The 18257-nt window shown below is 61.9% G+C and carries 17 protein-coding genes, 1 tRNA gene, 1 other RNA gene and 1 pseudogene; 10 read left to right on the top strand and 10 right to left on the bottom strand.

Going from position 1 to position 18257, the window contains the following annotated elements:
- The first annotated feature begins 26 nt into the window (after positions 1-26).
- The gene (locus Bravens_RS02805) at positions 27-521 is read left to right on the top strand and encodes a hypothetical protein (RefSeq protein ID WP_019174444.1); all 495 of its coding nucleotides are present in this window, start codon (positions 27-29) and stop codon (positions 519-521) included.
- On the opposite strand, the gene Bravens_RS02800 is transcribed toward Bravens_RS02805, so the two are convergent.
- Both Bravens_RS02800 and Bravens_RS02795 read right to left on the bottom strand, forming a co-directional pair.
- Positions 499-1206, bottom strand: a complete 708-nt coding sequence (locus Bravens_RS02800) for a DUF1345 domain-containing protein (RefSeq protein WP_062020111.1) — start codon at positions 1204-1206, stop codon at positions 499-501. The genes Bravens_RS02805 and Bravens_RS02800 overlap by 23 nt on opposite strands.
- Before the next feature lie 194 nt (positions 1207-1400).
- Positions 1401-1486: transfer RNA gene (locus Bravens_RS02795), tRNA-Ser, on the bottom strand.
- A gap of 192 nt (positions 1487-1678) precedes the next feature.
- On the opposite strand from Bravens_RS02795, the gene ffs reads away from it, so the two are divergent.
- Positions 1679-1774: signal recognition particle sRNA small type (gene ffs, locus Bravens_RS02790), an RNA gene on the top strand.
- A 238-nt stretch (positions 1775-2012) separates the two neighbouring features.
- Positions 2013-3527: a L,D-transpeptidase gene (locus Bravens_RS02785; RefSeq protein WP_167346387.1), complete on the top strand. Its 1515-nt coding sequence runs from the start codon at positions 2013-2015 to the stop codon at positions 3525-3527.
- A gap of 66 nt (positions 3528-3593) precedes the next feature.
- Here the strand turns inward: Bravens_RS02785 and Bravens_RS02780 are convergent, their stop codons facing one another.
- From Bravens_RS02780 to Bravens_RS02770, 3 genes are all read right to left on the bottom strand, one after another.
- On the bottom strand, positions 3594-4031 hold the full coding sequence (locus Bravens_RS02780; protein WP_062020107.1) for a DUF779 domain-containing protein: 438 nt from the start codon (positions 4029-4031) through the stop codon (positions 3594-3596).
- 2 nt (positions 4032-4033) lie between these two features.
- Entirely contained in the window at positions 4034-5557 is a 1524-nt protein-coding gene (gene exaC / locus Bravens_RS02775) for an acetaldehyde dehydrogenase ExaC (protein ID WP_062020105.1), read from the bottom strand.
- 163 nt (positions 5558-5720) lie between these two features.
- On the bottom strand, positions 5721-6314 hold the full coding sequence (locus tag Bravens_RS02770) for a peroxidase-related enzyme (RefSeq protein WP_062020213.1): 594 nt from the start codon (positions 6312-6314) through the stop codon (positions 5721-5723).
- 193 nt (positions 6315-6507) lie between these two features.
- Here Bravens_RS02770 and Bravens_RS02765 point away from each other — a divergent pair, with 193 nt between their 5' ends.
- Positions 6508-8190, top strand: coding sequence for a hypothetical protein (locus Bravens_RS02765; RefSeq protein ID WP_062020103.1), 1683 nt, complete (start codon positions 6508-6510; stop codon positions 8188-8190).
- 75 nt (positions 8191-8265) lie between these two features.
- Here the strand turns inward: Bravens_RS02765 and Bravens_RS02760 are convergent, their stop codons facing one another.
- Both Bravens_RS02760 and Bravens_RS02755 read right to left on the bottom strand, forming a co-directional pair.
- Positions 8266-9336, bottom strand: a complete 1071-nt coding sequence (locus tag Bravens_RS02760; protein WP_062020100.1) for an AI-2E family transporter — start codon at positions 9334-9336, stop codon at positions 8266-8268.
- Positions 9337-9368: 32 nt separating this feature from the next.
- The gene (locus Bravens_RS02755) at positions 9369-10607 is read right to left on the bottom strand and encodes an MFS transporter (protein ID WP_062020098.1); all 1239 of its coding nucleotides are present in this window, start codon (positions 10605-10607) and stop codon (positions 9369-9371) included.
- A 79-nt stretch (positions 10608-10686) separates the two neighbouring features.
- Here Bravens_RS02755 and Bravens_RS02750 point away from each other — a divergent pair, with 79 nt between their 5' ends.
- The 4 genes from Bravens_RS02750 to Bravens_RS02735 are packed head-to-tail and all read left to right on the top strand — an operon-like array spanning position 10687 to position 15018.
- A complete protein-coding gene (locus Bravens_RS02750) occupies positions 10687-12891 on the top strand; it encodes a M3 family metallopeptidase (RefSeq protein ID WP_062020096.1) in 2205 nt (734 codons plus the stop codon).
- 3 nt (positions 12892-12894) lie between these two features.
- The gene (locus Bravens_RS02745; RefSeq protein ID WP_062020094.1) at positions 12895-13359 is read left to right on the top strand and encodes a YbaK/EbsC family protein; all 465 of its coding nucleotides are present in this window, start codon (positions 12895-12897) and stop codon (positions 13357-13359) included.
- Complete coding sequence (locus Bravens_RS02740) at positions 13349-14155, top strand: queuosine precursor transporter (protein ID WP_157452688.1); 807 nt, start codon at positions 13349-13351, stop codon at positions 14153-14155. The genes Bravens_RS02745 and Bravens_RS02740 overlap by 11 nt, the downstream gene beginning before the upstream one ends.
- Positions 14152-15018 carry an SGNH/GDSL hydrolase family protein gene (locus Bravens_RS02735; protein ID WP_061941429.1) on the top strand — a complete coding sequence of 289 codons (867 nt, stop codon included), beginning with the start codon at positions 14152-14154 and terminating at the stop codon, positions 15016-15018. Before Bravens_RS02740 ends, Bravens_RS02735 begins: the two co-directional genes overlap by 4 nt.
- A gap of 171 nt (positions 15019-15189) precedes the next feature.
- Here the strand turns inward: Bravens_RS02735 and Bravens_RS02730 are convergent, their stop codons facing one another.
- Both Bravens_RS02730 and Bravens_RS02725 read right to left on the bottom strand, forming a co-directional pair.
- Positions 15190-16620: a catalase gene (locus Bravens_RS02730; RefSeq protein ID WP_244878105.1), complete on the bottom strand. Its 1431-nt coding sequence runs from the start codon at positions 16618-16620 to the stop codon at positions 15190-15192.
- 78 nt (positions 16621-16698) lie between these two features.
- Complete coding sequence (locus Bravens_RS02725; protein ID WP_062020090.1) at positions 16699-17163, bottom strand: Fur family transcriptional regulator; 465 nt, start codon at positions 17161-17163, stop codon at positions 16699-16701.
- Between the two features lie 90 nt (positions 17164-17253).
- On the opposite strand from Bravens_RS02725, the gene Bravens_RS02720 reads away from it, so the two are divergent.
- Entirely contained in the window at positions 17254-17667 is a 414-nt protein-coding gene (locus Bravens_RS02720) for a GNAT family N-acetyltransferase (RefSeq protein WP_019174428.1), read from the top strand.
- A gap of 55 nt (positions 17668-17722) precedes the next feature.
- Positions 17723-17917 carry an addiction module antidote protein gene (locus Bravens_RS10675; protein WP_197456678.1) on the top strand — a complete coding sequence of 65 codons (195 nt, stop codon included), beginning with the start codon at positions 17723-17725 and terminating at the stop codon, positions 17915-17917.
- Between the two features lie 221 nt (positions 17918-18138).
- Here the strand turns inward: Bravens_RS10675 and Bravens_RS10670 are convergent.
- Positions 18139-18257 (bottom strand): annotated as a pseudogene (locus Bravens_RS10670) (IS5/IS1182 family transposase); the annotation flags it as partial.

The following is an 18257-nucleotide window of genomic DNA, read 5'->3' as shown; positions in this document are numbered from 1 at the left end:
GCGCCGACTGGACATAGACTACGGCCATGCGTTCTGCCGCTCTAACTGCCCGGCTTGTCATCCCTGCCATCTGGCTGGGCCTCATCATCGCCATCGACCTCATCGAGGCCCCGCTGAAGTTCCAGGCCCCCGGAATCACGATCCCGCTGGGGCTGGGCATCGGACGGCTTGTGTTCACTGCGATGAACATCGTCGAGGGCGTGCTCGCGCTCATCCTCATTGCAGCCGTCGTCACGACCCGGCACATCCGCCCGGCCTGGACACTGCTGGCGACGATCGCCGGGCTGCTGATCGTCAAGGTCGCAGTCGTGCGCCCGCTGTTGAATGCCCGCACCGAAGCCGTGCTCGCCGGCACTGCAGAAGCGGGCAGTTCAGTGCATGTCATCTACATCGCCCTCGACGCGGCACTCTTCTTTGTGCTCGCCGCCTTCACCTGGGTACAAGCTCGAGCACTCATCGCACCGGCCGCCGCAGCCGGTGTCTCCGGCCGCGGTGCCGTCACCGAGTCAGAGCGGAGATGACGACCGAGACGATCATCGCGAGCACGAGCGAGTTGAACCCGAAGGCGACGACGACGTTGGTGCGCACCTGCTTCCAGGCAGCCTTCGTGCGGATCTCTGCTGAAAAGCCGGCAGCCATCGTCGAGGCGAGCACTGCCAGGGTGAGGTAGTCGTCGAAATCCTCGGGCGGTTCGCTGTGGAAGCGGATGTGGCGCTTGTCGGCATCGGGCACGTTTAGGTGCATGTAGGCGGAGGCGAAGGCGAGAACCATGAATGCCCAGGCCGCGGCAACAGCGACGATGCCGAGTGCTAAGTAGAGCGGTGACTGGCGCACTACCTCAGTCTGGGCGAGCACTACGGTCAGGAAGATGGCGAAGGCGGCAGCGGTGACGGCGAAGTTCGTCGCACCAGTGAATCCGAGCGCCCGCGCCCACCAGCGCTTCTGCACCCGGACTTCGCGACGCACCTGGCCGATGAGCGCCGATCCGTTGAGGGGCTTGTAGCACCGTATCGTCCACGTGACGTAGATGATGACGAAAAAGTTCCAGAACAGCAGGTAGAAGAGGACGAGGAGCTCAGTAGACAGTGATCTGCCCGTCGAGTCGGGGCGCAGCAGGAGAATCCAGGCCGTTTCGATCAGCAGGGTCAGGAGAATCGCGGAAACAGTCGAAACAGAGTAGCGGACGGCATCGGTCGCAGTCTTCAACGGCTTACCCTCACTCGCATCGCAGATTCGGTGCTGGAAACAGTGTAGCCAGGCAGGAGCAGTGCGAATAAGTGCTCGACCGTGACGAATCCGGGCACCGTGGGCCGATGTACGGCCCACCATCAGCACTGGAGCGCTCCACCAAAACAAGAAGAAGGCCCCTGACCGAATGGTCAGGGGCCTTCTTCATCGCGCGGAGGATAGGGGATTTGAACCCCTGAGGGCTATTAACCCAACACGCGTTCCAGGCGTGCGCACTAGGCCGCTATGCGAATCCTCCGCAAGACAGCATACAGAAGTTTGTGCGGAAGGACGAATCAGCCGTAAACCGCAGATGAACACAGCCTGCGCAAACCGCACTGCCCGCATCGCGAAAAGAGGGGCTGTCCTATAGATGTCCTAAAAACTGCCCGCACTCCCCCACTCCACCCCTGCGCGTTCGCTTTGTCGTTCCCACATGGCCTATACTCGATTCGGCCCTTCGCGTGGCAGCATCTTGTGAACTCCCCCAGGACCGGAAGGTAGCAAGGGTAAGCAAGCTCTACTGGGTGCGCGGAGGGCCCTTATCGTCTTCAAGGCGCCCCACCGCGGTCTATCACTTTCTTATAACTTCCCTTCACGGCGCGGACCAGTGCTGATGGTGGGCACACATCGCCTGTGACCCTTTCGCAATCAAGATGCAACATTGCAACCAAAAGCGAAAGGTAGAATCGCGGAAGCTCAAAACCGTGCCTCGGGCAGCATCAGCGCGTTGCCCGATCACTGCTCAACAGCGCTTTATATCAGCCTTTCCGAAGGGGTCTCGCGTGCGATTTCGCCTCATGTCCGCTGCCGCAGCGGCAACGTCAGCTCTTCTGCTCATCAGCGGATGCTCGGTTGTTGACGAAACGAATCCGATCTCTAAAAAAGAGGTTCCGAAGCCCACGGTTGAAGTGACCGCGGACGCGCCGGGAAAGAAGCTCGCCCTCAAGGTCACTGATGGCACGTTCGAAAACGTCCAGCTGATCGACGACGACGCCGAAGGCGCCCTTGTCGACTTGGGCGAGTTCAAGGACCCCTCAGACGATGCCTCGGAAGAACCAACTGACGGCGCCACTGACGCAGCCGACACCTCAGACAGTTCAGACGAATCTTCAGAGGACGCTTCGGAAAGTGCCGACCCCTCCGCTGACTCTTCGGCAGACGCGTCCACTGACCCGTCCGCTGACGCATCCGCTGACCCCTCGGCTTCAACCGGAGCAGAAGCCTCCGCCGATCAGCAGACCACGTGGGAGTCTTCCTACCGGCTTGCCGGAGATTCGACCTACACGTGGACCGCTTCGGCACTCGACGCTGACGGCAAGGAGCACACTCTCACCGGCACGGTCGACACCGACAAGCTCGAGCGCACCGAGATCAGCGCCCGCACCCTCATCGGCGACAACCAGAAGGTCGGTGTCGGTGCGCCCATTATTGTGAACTTCGGCAGCACAGTGCCGGAGGAGTTCCGCGCCACCGTGGAAAGCCGCCTGGGCCTGTCGTTCAAGGACGCCGACGGCAACAACCGCGACGTCGAAGGCTCCTGGGCTTGGCTTCCCGATGTCGACGGGATTTCACGCATCCACTACCGACCGCGCGAATACTGGCCCGAGCACACCGATGTTGACCTTCGCATGAACCTCAAGGACGTCCCCATGGGCAAGAGGCAGAAGGGCGAAAAGGACGTCGAACTGAAGTTCACGGTCGACCGCAACCAGGTGGTTGAGGGCAACACCAAGACCCACCGCATGGTCGTCAAGCGAAACGGCGAAACCAAGTGGGACTTCCCCGCATCCTTCGGCCGTGCCGGTTCGCGCACGGAAACCCATAACGGCACGCACATCGTGATGTCCAAGCACGAGTACTACGTCATGCGCAGCCAGCAGTGGGACTACGAAACCCCCACCAGGCACGCTGTGCGCATCCACAACAACGGCGAGTTCATCCACGGCGCACCGTGGTCGGTCGGCTCGCAAGGTTCGGCAAACGTGTCGCACGGCTGTGTCAACCTCGCCCCCGGCAGCGCGCAGAAGTACTTCAACTCCGCCCTCTACGGCGACCCCGTCGAAATCAAGGGCTCCAGCGTTTCGCTCAGCCCCGCCTCGGGAGATGTTGCGGACTGGACCTACGAATGGGACGACTGGACCGCCCTGTCGGCCATCCCGGCTGACCAGCGCGAAGCAGCCGAAGAAGCCATGAAGGAAAACGCCGCCTCGGCATCGCCGTCGGCTGACGCGACCGACCCCTCCACGGAGGGAACCTCGGCTCCCAGCGAATCGGCCACCGAGGAAAGCACCGACTGACTTCCTCCACACACAGCACGAGGTGGGGCTCACCTTCCCAGGTGAGCCCCACCTCGTGCTTTGGGGTCAGTCCAGAAGCCGCGACCTGATGAGGAACCGCAGCCCCGTGGGGCTTTCGATGCTGAAGCCACCGCCCCTGCCGGGCACTGCATCAACCAGCAGGTAAGTATGCTTCCAGTACTCGAACTGCTCCTTTGACATCCAGAAGCCGATCTCCGCAGACTCTGCGGGCACATCGGGCAGAGTGAACGTGCCCAAAAGCACGTCCGACCCTCCGGTGAGGAACTCACCTTCCGGATAGCACATGGGAGCAGACCCGTCACAGCATCCGCCGGACTGATGGAACATCAGCTGGCCATGCTGCTGTGTGAGCTTCTGCAGCAGCTCCACCGCCGCCGGGCTCAGCCCCACGCGCGAGCGCTGTTCACCATCGATCTCAGGCCGCGCTTCGACTTGCGCGGTCACTGTGGCGCCGTCCTGGTCTCCGGTGATGTCGTCAGCCATCGTCAGAAGAATCCCATGGGGTTTTCGTCGTAGCTGACCAGCAGGTTCTTGGTCTGCTGGTAGTGGTCGAGCATCATGAGGTGGTTCTCACGGCCGATGCCGGACGACTTGTAGCCGCCGAACGCAGCGTGCGCCGGGTAGTTGTGGTAGTTATTCACCCACACGCGGCCGGCCTGAATGTCACGACCCGCACGGTACGCGATGCCGCCGTTGCGCGACCACACACCAGCGCCCAGGCCGTAGAGCGTGTTGTTCGCTTCCTTGATGACAGAGTCGTAGTCGGTGAACGATGTCAGAGCGAGGACGGGGCCGAAGATCTCCTCCTGGAAGATCCGCATGCTGTTGTCGCCCTTGAAGACCGTCGGCTGGACGTAGAAGCCGTCGGCGAGGTCACCGTCGAGGTGGTTCTGCTCACCGCCGATGAGCACTTCGGCGCCTTCGTCCTTGCCGATCTGCAGGTACGACTTGATCTTCTCAAGCTGATCGCTCGAAGCCTGGGCGCCGATCTGCGTATCCGTGTCCAGCGGGTTGCCCTGCTTGGTGTTGCGGACGCGCTCAAGACCGAGTTCGACGAAGTCGTCGAAGATGCTCTCCTGCACGAATGCGCGCGACGGGCAGGTGCAGACTTCACCCTGGTTGAGGCTGAACATCGCGAAGCCCTCGGCCGCCTTCTGCCGGAACGTGTCATCAGCTGCCATGACGTCTTCGAAGAACACATTGGGGCTCTTGCCGCCGAGCTCCAGAGTGACCGGGATGAGGTTCTGCGATGCGTACTGCATGATGAGCCGGCCGGTGGTCGTTTCACCGGTGAACGCGATCTTCGCGATGCGCTTGTTCGAGGCCAGCGGCTTACCCGCTTCGACGCCGAAGCCGTTGACGATGTTGACCACGCCGTCGGGAAGAAGGTCGCCGATCAGCTCAATGAGCACCATGATCGAGGCCGGGGTCTGCTCGGCCGGTTTGAGAACCACCGCGTTGCCCGCAGCAAGAGCGGGAGCAAGCTTCCACACCGCCATGAGCAGCGGGAAGTTCCACGGAATGATCTGGCCGACCACGCCGAGCGGTTCGTTGAAGTGATAGGCAACCGTGTTGTCGTCAATCTGCGACAGGCGGCCTTCCTGAGCGCGGATTGCGCCGGCAAAATAGCGGAAGTGGTCGATGGCCAGCGGAATATCAGCCGTCAGCGGTTCGCGGATCGCCTTGCCGTTGTCCCAGGTTTCGGCAACGGCGAGCATTTCGAGGTTCTCTTCCATCCGGTCGGCAATCCGGTGAAGGATGAGCGCGCGTTCAGCTGGGCTTGTTTTGCCCCACGCGGGTGCGGCCTTGTGTGCCGCATCGAGTGCTGCTTCGACATCGTCAGCGTCTGACTGCGCGACTTCGCAGAAGACCTTGCCGGTAACCGGGGAGGGATTTTCAAAGTAGCGGCCGGCCTTCGGCGGCGTCCACTGCCCGCCGATCCAGTTGTCGTAGCGGGATTTGAAGGTCACCTTGCTGTCAGGTGTATTGGGTGCTGCGTAGACCGTCATGATTCTCTCCTTTGAGATCTCAGGTGCAGTGCTGCAGGACGTCGATGTCCTCTCCTCAAACTACGCACCTGCTCGCGGGCAGACAAGGGGTGTCTCGAAATCAGGAGCATACTCACGAGGTGGGGCTCACCTTCCCAGGTGAGCCCCACCTCGTGCGTTTCGGTCAGCTGTTGAGCTGTTGGTAGATGTCTTTCGGCACCCGGCCGAGCGTGTAGAACTCGGGGTTTGGCCGCTTTCGCGACTCCGTGGCCATGCGGTTGGACAGGCCGAAGAACCCGGTGATGGCGGCGATGTCCCACACGTCTTCGTCATCGAAGCCGTGCTCGGCCAGGCGCGTGAAGTCATCTTCACTGATGTCTGCGGGGTCGGTGCAGACTTTCATAGCGAAGTCGAGCATGGCCTCTTCGCGGGGTTCAAGGTCGGCATGCTTGTAGTTGACGGCCACTTTGTCTGCAATGTCCGGGCTTTTCTTGAACAGGCGCAGCAGCGCCCCGTGGGCGACGACGCAGTACAGGCACCCATTGGCTGACGAGGTGGCTGTCACGATCATTTCGCGGTCGGCTTTTGTCAGGCTGCCGGTGTCTTTGTCCATGAGCGCGTCGTAGTAGGCGAAGAACGCACGGAACTCTGCGGGTCTGCGAGCCAGTTTGATGAATACGTTGGGAACGAAACCGGACTTTTCGGCTTCGTCTTCTATCCGCTGTCGGATGTCGTCGGGCAGGTCTGTCAGAACTGCGTCAGGAAATCGTTCAGTCATGTGAGCCAGGTTACATGCGGCCACGCGGCTTGGAAGGCACCGTTTCACATCTGGAGACCTGGGCCATTTAGTTCGAAACTGGCATAGAATTGAGGAAGGGTATCGCGCAGAAATCTTCGCCGCCGTCACTGTTGACTATTGAACTGCGATTTTCAGCAGCGATCGTCGGATCCACACAGAGGAATGGAAGGTCATGCGCAAAGGCATCATCATTGCGATCATGGCAGTGGTCGTACTCGTCGTAGGCGGGGTCATGTTCGCCGCCCTTGGAAAGAAACCCTCCACACTCACGCTCAAGCCCAACGTGCACATCGCCGGTGGCAAAGACGGCTTCACCGTCCACGATGTCACCGAGGACAGCGTCACGATCGACGAGGACAGCTCGATCGCAGAAGGCGCAATCGTCGCCGGAGGAACAGGCAAAGCAGCTCCGAACGGCTTCCTGCGCAAAGTCACCTCCGTTAAAAAGCACAACGGCAGAATGGTGCTCGAGACTGAGCAGGCTGCTCTGACTGATGCAATCAAAAAGGCCGATATCAACCTCGACATCAACATCGACCCGGACGGCAATCACACGCTTGACGACCACGGCCCGTCCAAGGGGAACCCGCTTGGCGCGGCACCGGCACACGCGGCACCGGCCGCGAGCGATGGGGAAATCTTTTCGTATTCGGGTGACGAACTCGACGCCACCGGATCTTTGACCCTGTCGCTCAACATGAGGGTCGCCGAAAACGGCAAAATCGACTTCGAGACGAAAGCCGACCTTAACCTCGACAGTGAGTTCAAGCTGCAGAACCCGGGCGATTGGAACAAAGACCTCTTCACCAAGCAGGTTCTGCCGGTGACGATCATCGTCGATGACTTCCCTGTCACTCTGGTCAACGAGCTTTCTGTTTCGGCCAACGGCAGTGTTGACACAGAAGCGGATGCGACCGTCAAATCAAGTCTCGAGCGGACCGTCGGGTACCGTTACCTGTCCGGCGAGGGCCTGTCGCCCATTGACGAAGAGAGCGAGCAGACATTTGAAATCGCCGCGGCGGATCAGGACAACCTCGATGCTTCGGGGCACGGCGCGGTCAATGTGAACCTCACCAGCAGCGTCTTCGGGATCGCCGGCCCAGAGATCACAACCGGCATTGACACTGCCTTCGATGCCTCACTGGAAAGGGCCAAGCCCGGAACAGGCGAGTCTGAGCTCATTAAGCTTCCCGGCCTTGACGGCACCTACGCCGGAAGCGCCGATGTGAAGGCGACAGCACCCCTGGAAGCCAAGTTCAACGCGAGCGAAAAAGCCGGCAACCCGTTTGACGGCAAGAAGAGCCGGGAAATGGTCGATGCCGAACTGTTCAAGGCAGAAGAGCCGCTGGAGCTCTACGCCTACTCACGCGAAATCTACCCCGAAGGCTCTGGCGGAAAGAAAGCCCTTGCCGAACTCGAGGGCAAGATGTTCGTATTCTCGTCTGGCGCTGGCGCGTGGAACACAAGCATCACGATGGAAAAGGACGGCAAGTTCACCGGCTCATACATAGATGCCAACGTCCGCGGCGAGCACACCGCTGAATTCAACGGTCGCTTCGAAGTCGCCAAACGGGTTGACGAATACACGTACAAGCTCAAACTCAAAGACCTGAAGACGACCACCCCGACGGGCGAAAAGACCGAAAGGGACGGTCGTACGATCGAATACGCTGAGCCGTACGGCTTTGAAAAAGGCGAGGAGTTCGAGCTGTACCTGCCCGGCCACCCAACGGACAGTCTCGATGAGGAATACACGGGCTGGACTGAGCACTGCGCTACCAATGGTTCAACCATCGACCACTACGGGCTGTTCAACGTCGAACCGAAATACGGCATGTGTACGGTCGACTTCTGATTTCCGAGGTGTCAGTGCTGAGGTTCAGCACTGACACCTCTCGCGTTGCGGCCACCCGTGCTCAGAGGGCTTCCGCTAGTGCTTGGCGTCTTGGCGTGGGACGACGACCCTGCGGTAGATGATGAGCAGTGACGCTGCGACAGGAATCGATGCAATAGCCCCGAGCACTCCACCGAGCGTCGCTCCGGCAATCGCGGCGATGATCACGATCGGCCCGGGAACGTCGGTCACAGCCTTCATGATGCGCGGGTTGAAGACGTAGGCCTCAATCTGCATGTACACCAGGTAGTAGATCGCGGCGATGAGCGCCAGGGTGGGTGAGCTCATCAGGCACGACACCACGATGATGCATGATGCCGATATCGTGCCGACCAGCGGGATAAGCGAACCGAGGAAGGCGATGAACGCCAAAAGGGCAGGCAGCGGAGCACCGATGATGGTGAGGAACACCGCCGACAGCACTCCGTTGGTGGCCGCGAGCGCGCTCTGGCCCAGAATGTAGCGGCCAACCGAACTGGTGATCTCCTCCGTGACGTCCTCAACATCTTCGCGTTTGCGTGCCGGCATCAGACGGTAGAAAGCGGACTTGATGCGGGGCAGTCCCGCCGCGAAGTACAGGGTGAGGATGATGACGATGATGACGTTCGTGGTGAACGTCATCACTCCCGCACCGATCGTCAGAACACCGCCGCCGATGCTGGCGAGGTTCGCAGGATTCGAGGCCCAGGCGCCGGCGTTTTCGAGGCTCTCGTTGAGGTCGATGCCGAACGGCAGGTTCTCTTCGAGCTTCGCAAACCACGGCTCACGCATGATGTCGTCGATGATCCGCGGGATGTCGCCGATGAACTGCTGCACCTGCCGCACCACCGGCGGGACGACGAGCAGCAGAACGCCGGCTGCGACAATGACGACGGCCAGCGACGTGATGGTGACAGCCCATCCGCGTTTGATTCCCCGGTCGTTGAGGAAGCGGATGACCGGCTCAAGACCAAGTGCGAGGAACAGCGCGCAGGCAATGCAGACGATGACACCGGCGAGGTCGTCGACCAGATGAAAGAGCCCGTAGGCCAGTCCTGCTCCGAGCATGCCGAGGAACCCGATGACAAACGGGTTCGCGTTCCGGCCGTTGATCGTGATTGCGCTCACCCGTTCAGTCTAGGTCCCACAGGCCGCAGCGCTCAGGCCGTTTTCGACTTCGCCAAACCAATCGCAATCAGCAGGCTCACACCCATGAACGCACCAGTCATCGCGGTGACACCCCACCATCCGAAATCCTGCCAGGCAAGCGGCGTGAGGTTTCCCGCTGCTGATGACCCCATGTAGTAGAACAGCATGTACATGCTGGCCGCCTGAGCGGGCAGACCGAGGCGGGCGGCACCTCGGGAGGGGACCCAAGCAGACGCGATCGAGTGGGTGATGAAGAACCCCGAGGCGAGCACCAGCAGACCAAACACAATGACCGCCAAAGGCGAGGCCGCGAGCAGTCCAACACCGACCAGCGCAGTCAGAGGACCGAAGACAATCACCGCCCGCATTGAGTAGCGGTTGGCCAGCCGTGCCGCGCGAGCACCGACAAAACCTGCCACCGGATAGGCCAGGTAGAGCAGACCGACCACGGCAACCGACAGACCGTAGGGGGCTGCCTCAAGGCGGAAGCCAAGAACATTGAACGTACCGACAAAAGCACCCATGCCGAAGAACGCGAGCACATACAGGCCCACCAGGACAGGGTCGGTGAAAACCTTGGCGAAGTCGCGCAGAAGCCGCCGCGGATGCACCGGATGGGGCGCAAAGCCGCGCGACTGCGGCAGCAGCAGCCACGCACCCACAGCACACGCAGAGGCAGCAAGTGCTGACACAAACAGAGCGAAATGCGCCGCATCCAGCCCTAGGGGCGCACCCAGATCCAGCCGTTCGTGCAGGCTGACAACACCGGACGTGATGAGGCGAGCGCTCAGACCTCCGAGCGTTGTGCCGAAGATGTAGATCCCCGTAGCAGCCGTCGCGTAGTCCGGGTGGATTTCCTCTTTCAAATACACCGCGGCGGTGGCGGGCAGCCCGGCCAACAGAACACCCATGACAAAGCGCAGAATGAGGAAGGTCGGCCAGTCGACGATAAAGGCGCTCACCAGGCCCAACGCGCTTGCCGACAGCAGGGAGAAGCGGATGAGTGCGACCCTGCCGATCCGCTCGGAAACGGGGGCTGCCGCAATGAGCCCAACCGCAAGGCCCGCCGTTGCAACGGACACCGAAAGGGCTGACTGTGACGGGGAGATCCGCAGGTCCCGCGTGAAATAGGGCAAAATAGCTTGCGTGTTGTAAAGCAGCACGAAGGTTGCCAGGCCCGCGACGAGCAGACCGATTTCGATCTTCTTCGTCTGCCGGTGCCCGCGCGGATATCCGTCGAAGCTGCTCACGAAGTTCACGATACTCAGCGCTCGGCTGACATCGTCGGCAAGTACAGTCTGACGCCCGAGCCTGTAAGAGGAGAAGCACGTGTCCACCATCCCCGAACACACCGACGGCGCAGCCCCCGCGGATTCGCTGCTCGCCTGGATAACCCACCCGGCATCGCTGACGCTGCCGGACTTCCACCTGTCCGCCGAGGAGCTCCGCAGCACACTCGCAGCTGTTCTCACTCAGTTCCAGCAGGATCTCGAAGCGATCGCCTCGGACGAATCACCCGCTGACTTCTACAACACTGTCGTCGCCCTGGAAAAGGCGATGGAGCCGCTGCGCCGCCTGTCCGCAGTGGCCGGTGTCTTGCAGGGTTCAGCCCACACGGACGACAACAGCGACGCGCTTGCGGAAATCGATGCGGAACTGTCCTCGGCTTTCCTCGGCGTTGAGCTCAACTCCGCCCTGTTCAACAGGCTTGAGGCGATCAACGACGCTTCCCTTCTGCCGGAAGACCGTCGTCACCTGCAGCTCCTCCTGGCTGATTTCATTCGCGCCGGCGCCCGCCTGGACGATGACGGCAAGCAGCGCGTCGAAGCGGTGTCAGCGGAGCTGACCCGTTTGGAGAACCGCTTTGCGAATACCGTCCTGGCTGAAACCAACGCTTCGGCTTTTGTGATTGAACGCGGCGGCCCGTACTCACCTGACGGGCTGACTGAGCCTCAGCTGGCCGCCGCCGCTGCCCAGGCGCAGGAACGCGGTGTTGACGGTTGGGTGCTGCCTTTGGAGTCGACGACAGTGCAGCCGCCGGCTGAATCACTCACCGATCCGGAGACCCGCTCGGCGCTGTTTGCGGCATCCGCTGATCGCTGCAGTCGCGGCGGTGAGGGTGACACCCGAGGTCTGGTTGCAGACATCACGGCGCTGCGCGCCGCTCTGGCCGGTGTGCTGGGCTACAGCTCGTTCAGCGAGTACGCGATTGAACCGCAGCAGGCCGGCAACCCGGAACAGGCTTCGAGTCTGCTCATTTCGCTGCTGGAACCGGCCAATCAGCAGCTGCAGCGTGAACTCGCAACGATTGAGAAGACCGCGCAGCCGCAGAGGCTTGCCGCGGAAGACATCCCGTTCTGGCTGCGCCGCGTAGGTTCGCAGCTGTACGGCATCGACCACAGCGAAATCAGCAAGTACTTCGAGTTCAACCGGGTGCTGCACGACGGTGTTTTCTACGCCGCGAGCGTGCTGTACGGATTGAGCTTTGAAAACGTCACCGACCGTTTCGCAGGCCGCCTGTGGGATGAAACCGTCACGGTGTGGGAGATCTCCGAGGGCGCCAAAGTCTTGGGCCTGGTCTGCATCGACCCGTACACGCGCCCCAGCAAGCGCGGTGGGGCGTGGATGGCGGAACTCGTGACCGGGGCCCGCCTGACGGGCGAACAGCCCATCATCACCATGACGATGAACGTGCCCCGCCCTGCACCCGGCGAACCGGCCCTGCTGAGCCTGGACGACGTCAACACGCTCTTCCACGAGTTCGGCCACGTGTGGCACGGACTGTTTGCCGATTCCACCTACCCCAGCCGGGCAGGCACCTCGGTCCCCCGGGACTATGTCGAGTTCCCGTCCCAGCTGAACGAAATGTGGATGCTCCACCCGGATGTTCTGCCGAACTACGCCCGCCACATCACAACGGGCGAACCGCTGCCGGAAAACCTGGTCGAGCAGATCAAGCAGGCGCAGAAGTTCGGGCAGGGCTTCGGCACGATCGAATACCTGGCTGCCGCTCTTCTGGACCTTTCGTGGCACGGTCTGGAGCCAGGCGAACAGGTCGAGGCGGTGCTCGACTTCGAATCCGAGGTGCTGTCTGCCGCCGGGTTCTCGCCGTCTGTGCAGCCGCGCTACCGTTCGCCGTACTTCATGCACGCCTTCAGCTTCGGCTATGCGGCCGGTTACTACTCGTACCTGTGGTCGGAACAGCTGGCCGCCTACGTATCCGAGTGGTTTGACCAGCAGGGCGGCCTGAAGGCCGAGTCCGGTCAGGCGTTCCGCCGCTCCATTCTGGCGCCGGGCTTCTCGGTTGACCCGGAACAGGCCATCACCCAGTTCTTCGGCGAACAGCCCACCGTCGATCCGCTGCTGCGCCGCCGCGGTCTGCCAACCCGAGAACAGACCCAGGCCGAGGTGCCGGTCGGCTCCCCCGCCGACACCTCGGCAGCCGCCGGCTCCCCCGCCGACACCTCGGCACCCGCCGGCTCCCCTGCCCAGGCACCTGCCGAAACCCACCCGGAAGCACCTCGGGAGGCCTGAACCGTGCACGAACGCAATCAGCGAGTCCAGGCTGACCTCGACAAAGCCGGCATCACCGGGGAGATCACTATCTTCACCGAACACCTGCCCACCGCCGCCGATGCTGCCGCCCACCTGGGCATTGAGACAGGCGCAATTGCCAACAGCCTGATCTTCCGGCTTGACGGCGAACCGGTGCTCATCATGACCTCCGGCGCGCACCGCGTGGACACGGGCTTTGTCGAAGAGCAGACCGGCGGGAAGATCAGCCGGGCCAATGCGGACGTGGTCAAGGCAGCCACCGGGCAGGTGATCGGCGGGGTTGCCCCAGCTGGTCACAGCAAGCCGATTCGCACGTTCATCGACCGAGCGCTCGCGGCCTACCCCATGCTGTGGGCGGCCGCCGGCACCGCGGATTCGATGTTCCCGCTGACGTACGCGGAACTGCTGCGCCTGACCGGCGGAGAGGAAATCGACGTTGAACGCTGACACTGTCCCGGGCTCCGGAAGACAAGAGCCCCACGAATCCCGTCCGGCTTCCGCACAGTCAGCCCAAAAAGCGGGTGCGCGACTGGTTGCCTTCGCGTCTTCCCGCGGCCGCTACTACGCGGTCGTTCTGGCGTTCTTCTGCGTGGCTCTGCTCGTGTCGAACATTTCAGCCACGAAGGTCATCGCGTTCTTCCCCATGGGCGAAAGCACCGACAACTATTGGATTGTGGCCGACGGCGGCGCCTTCCTATTCCCGTTCGTGTACATCATGGGCGACGTCATTTCCGAGGTGTACGGCTTCGCAGCCGCCCGCAAGGCCGTCATCATGGGCTTTGTGTCGCAGCTGGGGGCCTCACTCATCTTCCTGCTGGTCATCATCGCCCCGCCCGGCCCCGGCTATGACGGCCAAGAGGCTTTCGCCGCGGTGTTGGGCTTCTATCCGCGGATCGTCGCGGCATCGCTTGCCGGCTATGCCGTAGGCCAGATGCTCAACGCCTTCGTTCTTGTGCGGATCAAACGTCGCATGGGCGAGCGCGCCCTGTGGGTTCGCCTGCTGGGTTCGACGGGTGTGGGCGAAGCAGCTGACACCGTCATCTTCTGCACCGTGGCCTTTGCCGGTGTGATTCCCGGCGGTGAGTTCATCAAGTACGTGCTGTTCGGCTTTGTGTACAAGGTCGCGGTCGAAGTGCTGTTCCTGCCCGTCACGCAGGTGGTCATCCGCTGGTTCAAGAAGCGCGAGGGCACCTACTCGATCGAAACCGACGCCGAGCGCAGGGCTGAAGGCGCCCGAGTGTGAACGCGCTGTCCCGGCTGAGTTCGCTTAGTTCGCAGGGCCTGCCCCTCTGGGGCCGGGCCGCCCTGGTGGCCGCGGGTGTGGCGGCCGGCGCGACAGCCGGCTGGCTGTCGAGTTCCGCGTGGATGAACGGGGTGCAGGCCCGCACCCGCCGCGGATGGTGGAAGCACTTTCACGAGGCGGAGCTTGCCTTCTTCCCCGACGGCTCAGTTGGGCCGGTGTCAGGTTGGGCCGGTGACGCGCGCCCCCTCAGGGTCAATGTTCTGGGTGATTCCGCAGCCAGCGGGGTGGGCGCTTCCAGTGCTGACCGCGGCTATGTGGGCATCGTGCTGAGGCGTTTGGCATCTGAGGCCGGCGCACCCGTGCTGGTGTGCAATATCGCCCAGCCGGGAGACTCTTCGTGGCTTCTCATGGAGCAGCAGCTTCCACAGCTCAAAGCTGGGCGCATGTTCGCTCAGGCTGATGTCACGATGTGCGTCATCGGCGGCAACGACATCGCCGACCGCGCGTTCACTGACGATGGATTCGCGTGGACTGCTGAGCGTCTGTATCCGGCACTGCCGGCGGGGACTGTCGTATCAACCGTGCCGAGCTTCGGTCTGCCCGCATTTGAGCGCAAATGCCGTGCAGCGAATGCCCTGATCCGCCGTCTGGCCGCTGAGAACGACCTTGAACTTGCCGAACTGTACGCGGCAACAGCGTCCCTGTGGTCGCGTAGCACCCTGGGGATTCCACGGCAATTCTTCACAATGGAATCGGACGTCTTCCACCCCAATGACCACGGGTACACCGTGTGGGCAGAAGCTGTGTGGCCGGCCGTCAGGCGCGCGTGGCTGCGAAGCTCTTCCGCAAAGATGTTCGCCTAAACACAGTCTGTACGGGTACGTACGCGCACAACATGTGTTCAGGCGGACACGTCTCCTGAGGCCGACGTCAAAACAGCAGCGCCCGGGCTCCTTGCGGTACCCGGGCGCTGTCTGCTTCTCAGCTCTGGACTTTCAGATCTGAGCTCAGTGCGGCTGTGTCAGCGGTGCTGATCAGGCGTCTTCGTGTGCGTCCGTTGCAGCGTTCTTGCTGGAGCAGCTCTTGTAGCACTCGCGCAGGTGAACGCCGAGGTCGGCGTCCACGTTGGTCCAGTACTCGAAGAACTGTTCGCGGATGCGGTCGACGGTGATGGCCATGCACTGTCCGCACAGCGTCTCCTTGAAGCGGTCCTTCTGCTCGTCGGTGAAGACGTCGCGGTAGAGGATGCCTGCCTGGCCGAAGTCATCGTCGTCCTTGCGCAGGGTTGCTGCAGCGCGGACGAGCGAGCCGTCGTTCTCCCAGTTTGCTTCCTTGACCGACTCGTCAGCCACTGGGCCACCTTCGGTGCCGTAGGAGTGCGGCGAGTACACGCGGTGCTCAGCAGGCGTGATCGCGTAGTTCATGTGGCCTTCGTGCATGTAGTTCTTGGCCTCGGTGGCACGCGGCTGGTTAACCGGCAGCTGGTTGTAGTTGGTGCCGACGCGGTTGCGCTGTGCATCCGGGTAGGAGAACACGCGGGCCATGAGCATCTTGTCCGGCGAGATTCCGGTGCCCGGAACCTGGTTGCCCGGCGTGAACGCAGCCTGCTCAATCTCCTGGAAGAAGTTCTGCGGGTTGCGGTTCAGGGTCAGCGTGCCGACCTTGATGCGCGGGTAGTCGGCCTTCGGCCACGTCTTGGTGAGGTCGAAGGGGTTGAGGCGGTAGGTCTTGGCCTCTTCGTACGGCATGATCTGGACGTACATGTCCCACTTGGGGAAGTTGCCGTCCTTGATCGAGTTGAAGAGGTCGCGGCGGTGGTACTCGGCGTCCGAGCCTGCCAGCTTCTCGGCTTCTTCAGCCGTCATGTTCTCTTCGCCCTGCTGGGTCAGGAAGTGGTACTTGACCCAGAAGCGCTCGCCGGCTTCGTTGATCCACTGGTAGGTGTGCGATCCGTAGCCGTTCATGTTGCGCCACGTGCGCGGCAGACCGCGGTCGCCCATGAGGTAGGTGACCTGGTGGCTGGACTCAGGCGAGAGCGTCCAGAAATCCCACTGCATGTCCGCATCGCGCAGGCCGGAGTCGCCCAGGCGCTTCTGCGAGTGGATGAAGTCGGGGAACTTGATGCCGTCGCGGATGAAGAACGTGGGCGTGTTGTTGCCGACGATGTCGAGGTTGCCCTCGGTCGTGTAGAAGCGCAGCGAGAAGCCGCGGACGTCGCGCCACGTATCAGGCGAGCCCTGCTCACCGGCAACGGTCGAGAAGCGGATGAGCGTCTCGGACTTGGTGCCGGGCTGGAAGACGGCTGCCGAGGTGTACTTCGACACGTCTTCGGTGACTTCGAATTCGCCGAATGCGCCGCCACCCTTAGCGTGCGGGTTGCGCTCCGGAACGCGCTCGCGGTTGAACGATGCGAGCTTCTCCAGCAGGTAGTGGTCGTGGAGGGCAGTGGTGCCGTCCGGGCCCATCGTGAGCGAGTGCTCGTTGTTCTGGACAGGCGCACCTGATTGGGTGGTCAACCGGTGTCAGTCATGTGCTGATTCCTTTCAAGGGGCGATTGTGGATTCGGAAACTTGCGAGCATTCGGCACACAGGCCGTAGAAGGTCACTTCCGTGACCTCCGCTGCGAACCCTGCCGGCGGGTGAATGCACGGCGGGGCCTGCGTGGCACACGGAGTGTCTTCCACTGCGCCGCATCTGCGGCACACAGTGTGGTGATGGTTGTCGCCGTGGTCGAGTTCGAAGAGCGCAGGGTGTCCTCCCACTTCGATCTTGCGCACAAGCCCTGCACTCTTCAGTGCTTCGAGCACGCCGTACAGAGTTTGGAAGCTCACCGTGGGCAGGGTCTTTCGGACGTCGTCGAGCAATCGTTCGACGCTGAAGTGACCGTGCCCGCTGAGCGCTTCCAGCGCTGCAACGCGCGGCGACGTGACACGCAGACCCACAGCCTTGAGTGCCGCACGAGGGTCCTCGTGCGCATTCAGGGCCGCTGATGGATCTGCAATGTTCATCACTTTCGGCCTAGTCGCTCTTTTGAATAGTTCAAACAAATGTAGGCAAACGCACAGTGAAGAGTCAGCGCAAGCACTAGAGTTCGTCACATGACACCGGAGTTGCGAATTACCGATCTCATCCCAAGCCTTCAGCAGCTCGTCGACCTCTATGACTCTGTCGGCTGGTTGGCCTACACAAGGGATCCCGAGGCGCTCGCGGCGTCGGTCGCCGGGTCTCAGTGGCTGAGGTCAGCGTGGTGCGGAGAATCTCTCATCGGCCTCATTCGCATTCTCACCGATGGCCACACAATCGCCTACCTGCAGGACATCCTCGTTCACCCCGAGGAGCAGCGAACAGGGGTAGGCAAGGCGCTCATGGCAGAAGCAGCGGACGCGTTTTCTCATGTTCGCCAATTCGTTCTCATCACTGATGACGAAGAACGCCAGCAGTCTTTCTACCGAGCCTGCGGTTTCAGCACAGCCGCCGAAAACAACATTCACGCCTTCGTGAAGTCCCAGTAACCGTCCACAAACCCTCGGCCTTCTGTGTCCTTGAGATACAGGTATGTGGGGCAAAATGGCTGACAACAAGGTCAAGATGCGACCTTTTGACATCGCTGAACGCCTGCAGACGAAGGAGCAGGTGGCCTACTGTCTTAAGGCTGTGCTGGAGGATCAAGACCCTGATTTCCTCAAGTCAGCTCTGGGCGACATCGCTCGCTCCAAGGGCATGGCAAAGCTTGCCAAGGAAATCGGCCTGGAGCGCGAGTAGCTCTACAAGTCCCTGAGCGCAGAAGGCAACCCGTCGTTCAAGACGCTGTTCAACCCCATCAAAGCCCTCGGCATGACGATGCGCATCGACTACGCCACGAGCGACAAGAAGATCGAGCTCGACCCCGACATCCCCAAGCGCAGCGACGCGTCAGCCTGAGAGCAGAAGGCGGGCGGCGCCTCGTAAGCCCAAAAGCTGAAACCGAACAGAGCCCAGCGCGGCTAGGGCGTGTCTGATAAATGTCGGGTCCATGCGATCACGGTGTGCAGGACGACGGCAGCCCGGTAGACCACTGCGTGCTTGTCATAGCGGGTAGCCAGCCCGCGCCATTGCTTGATGT

The sequence above is a fragment of the Brevibacterium ravenspurgense genome, from assembly GCF_001584615.1.
Lineage (GTDB): Bacteria > Actinomycetota > Actinomycetes > Actinomycetales > Brevibacteriaceae > Brevibacterium > Brevibacterium ravenspurgense.
This window is presented reverse-complemented; position numbering and strand designations above follow the sequence as displayed.

Coding starts and splice junctions, on each gene's coding strand:
- Bravens_RS02805 (WP_019174444.1), top strand. CDS start 27: ATGCGTTCTGCCGCTCTAACTGCCCGGCTTGTCATCCCTGCCATCTGG.
- Bravens_RS02780 (WP_062020107.1), bottom strand. CDS start 4,031: ATGGCTGACGACATCACCGGAGACCAGGACGGCGCCACAGTGACCGCG.
- exaC (WP_062020105.1), bottom strand. CDS start 5,557: ATGACGGTCTACGCAGCACCCAATACACCTGACAGCAAGGTGACCTTC.
- Bravens_RS02770 (WP_062020213.1), bottom strand. CDS start 6,314: ATGACTGAACGATTTCCTGACGCAGTTCTGACAGACCTGCCCGACGAC.
- Bravens_RS02765 (WP_062020103.1), top strand. CDS start 6,508: ATGCGCAAAGGCATCATCATTGCGATCATGGCAGTGGTCGTACTCGTC.
- Bravens_RS02730 (WP_244878105.1), bottom strand. CDS start 16,620: ATGGGCCCGGACGGCACCACTGCCCTCCACGACCACTACCTGCTGGAG.
- Bravens_RS02725 (WP_062020090.1), bottom strand. CDS start 17,163: ATGAACATTGCAGATCCATCAGCGGCCCTGAATGCGCACGAGGACCCT.
- Bravens_RS02720 (WP_019174428.1), top strand. CDS start 17,254: ATGACACCGGAGTTGCGAATTACCGATCTCATCCCAAGCCTTCAGCAG.
- Bravens_RS10675 (WP_197456678.1), top strand. CDS start 17,723: ATGGCTGACAACAAGGTCAAGATGCGACCTTTTGACATCGCTGAACGC.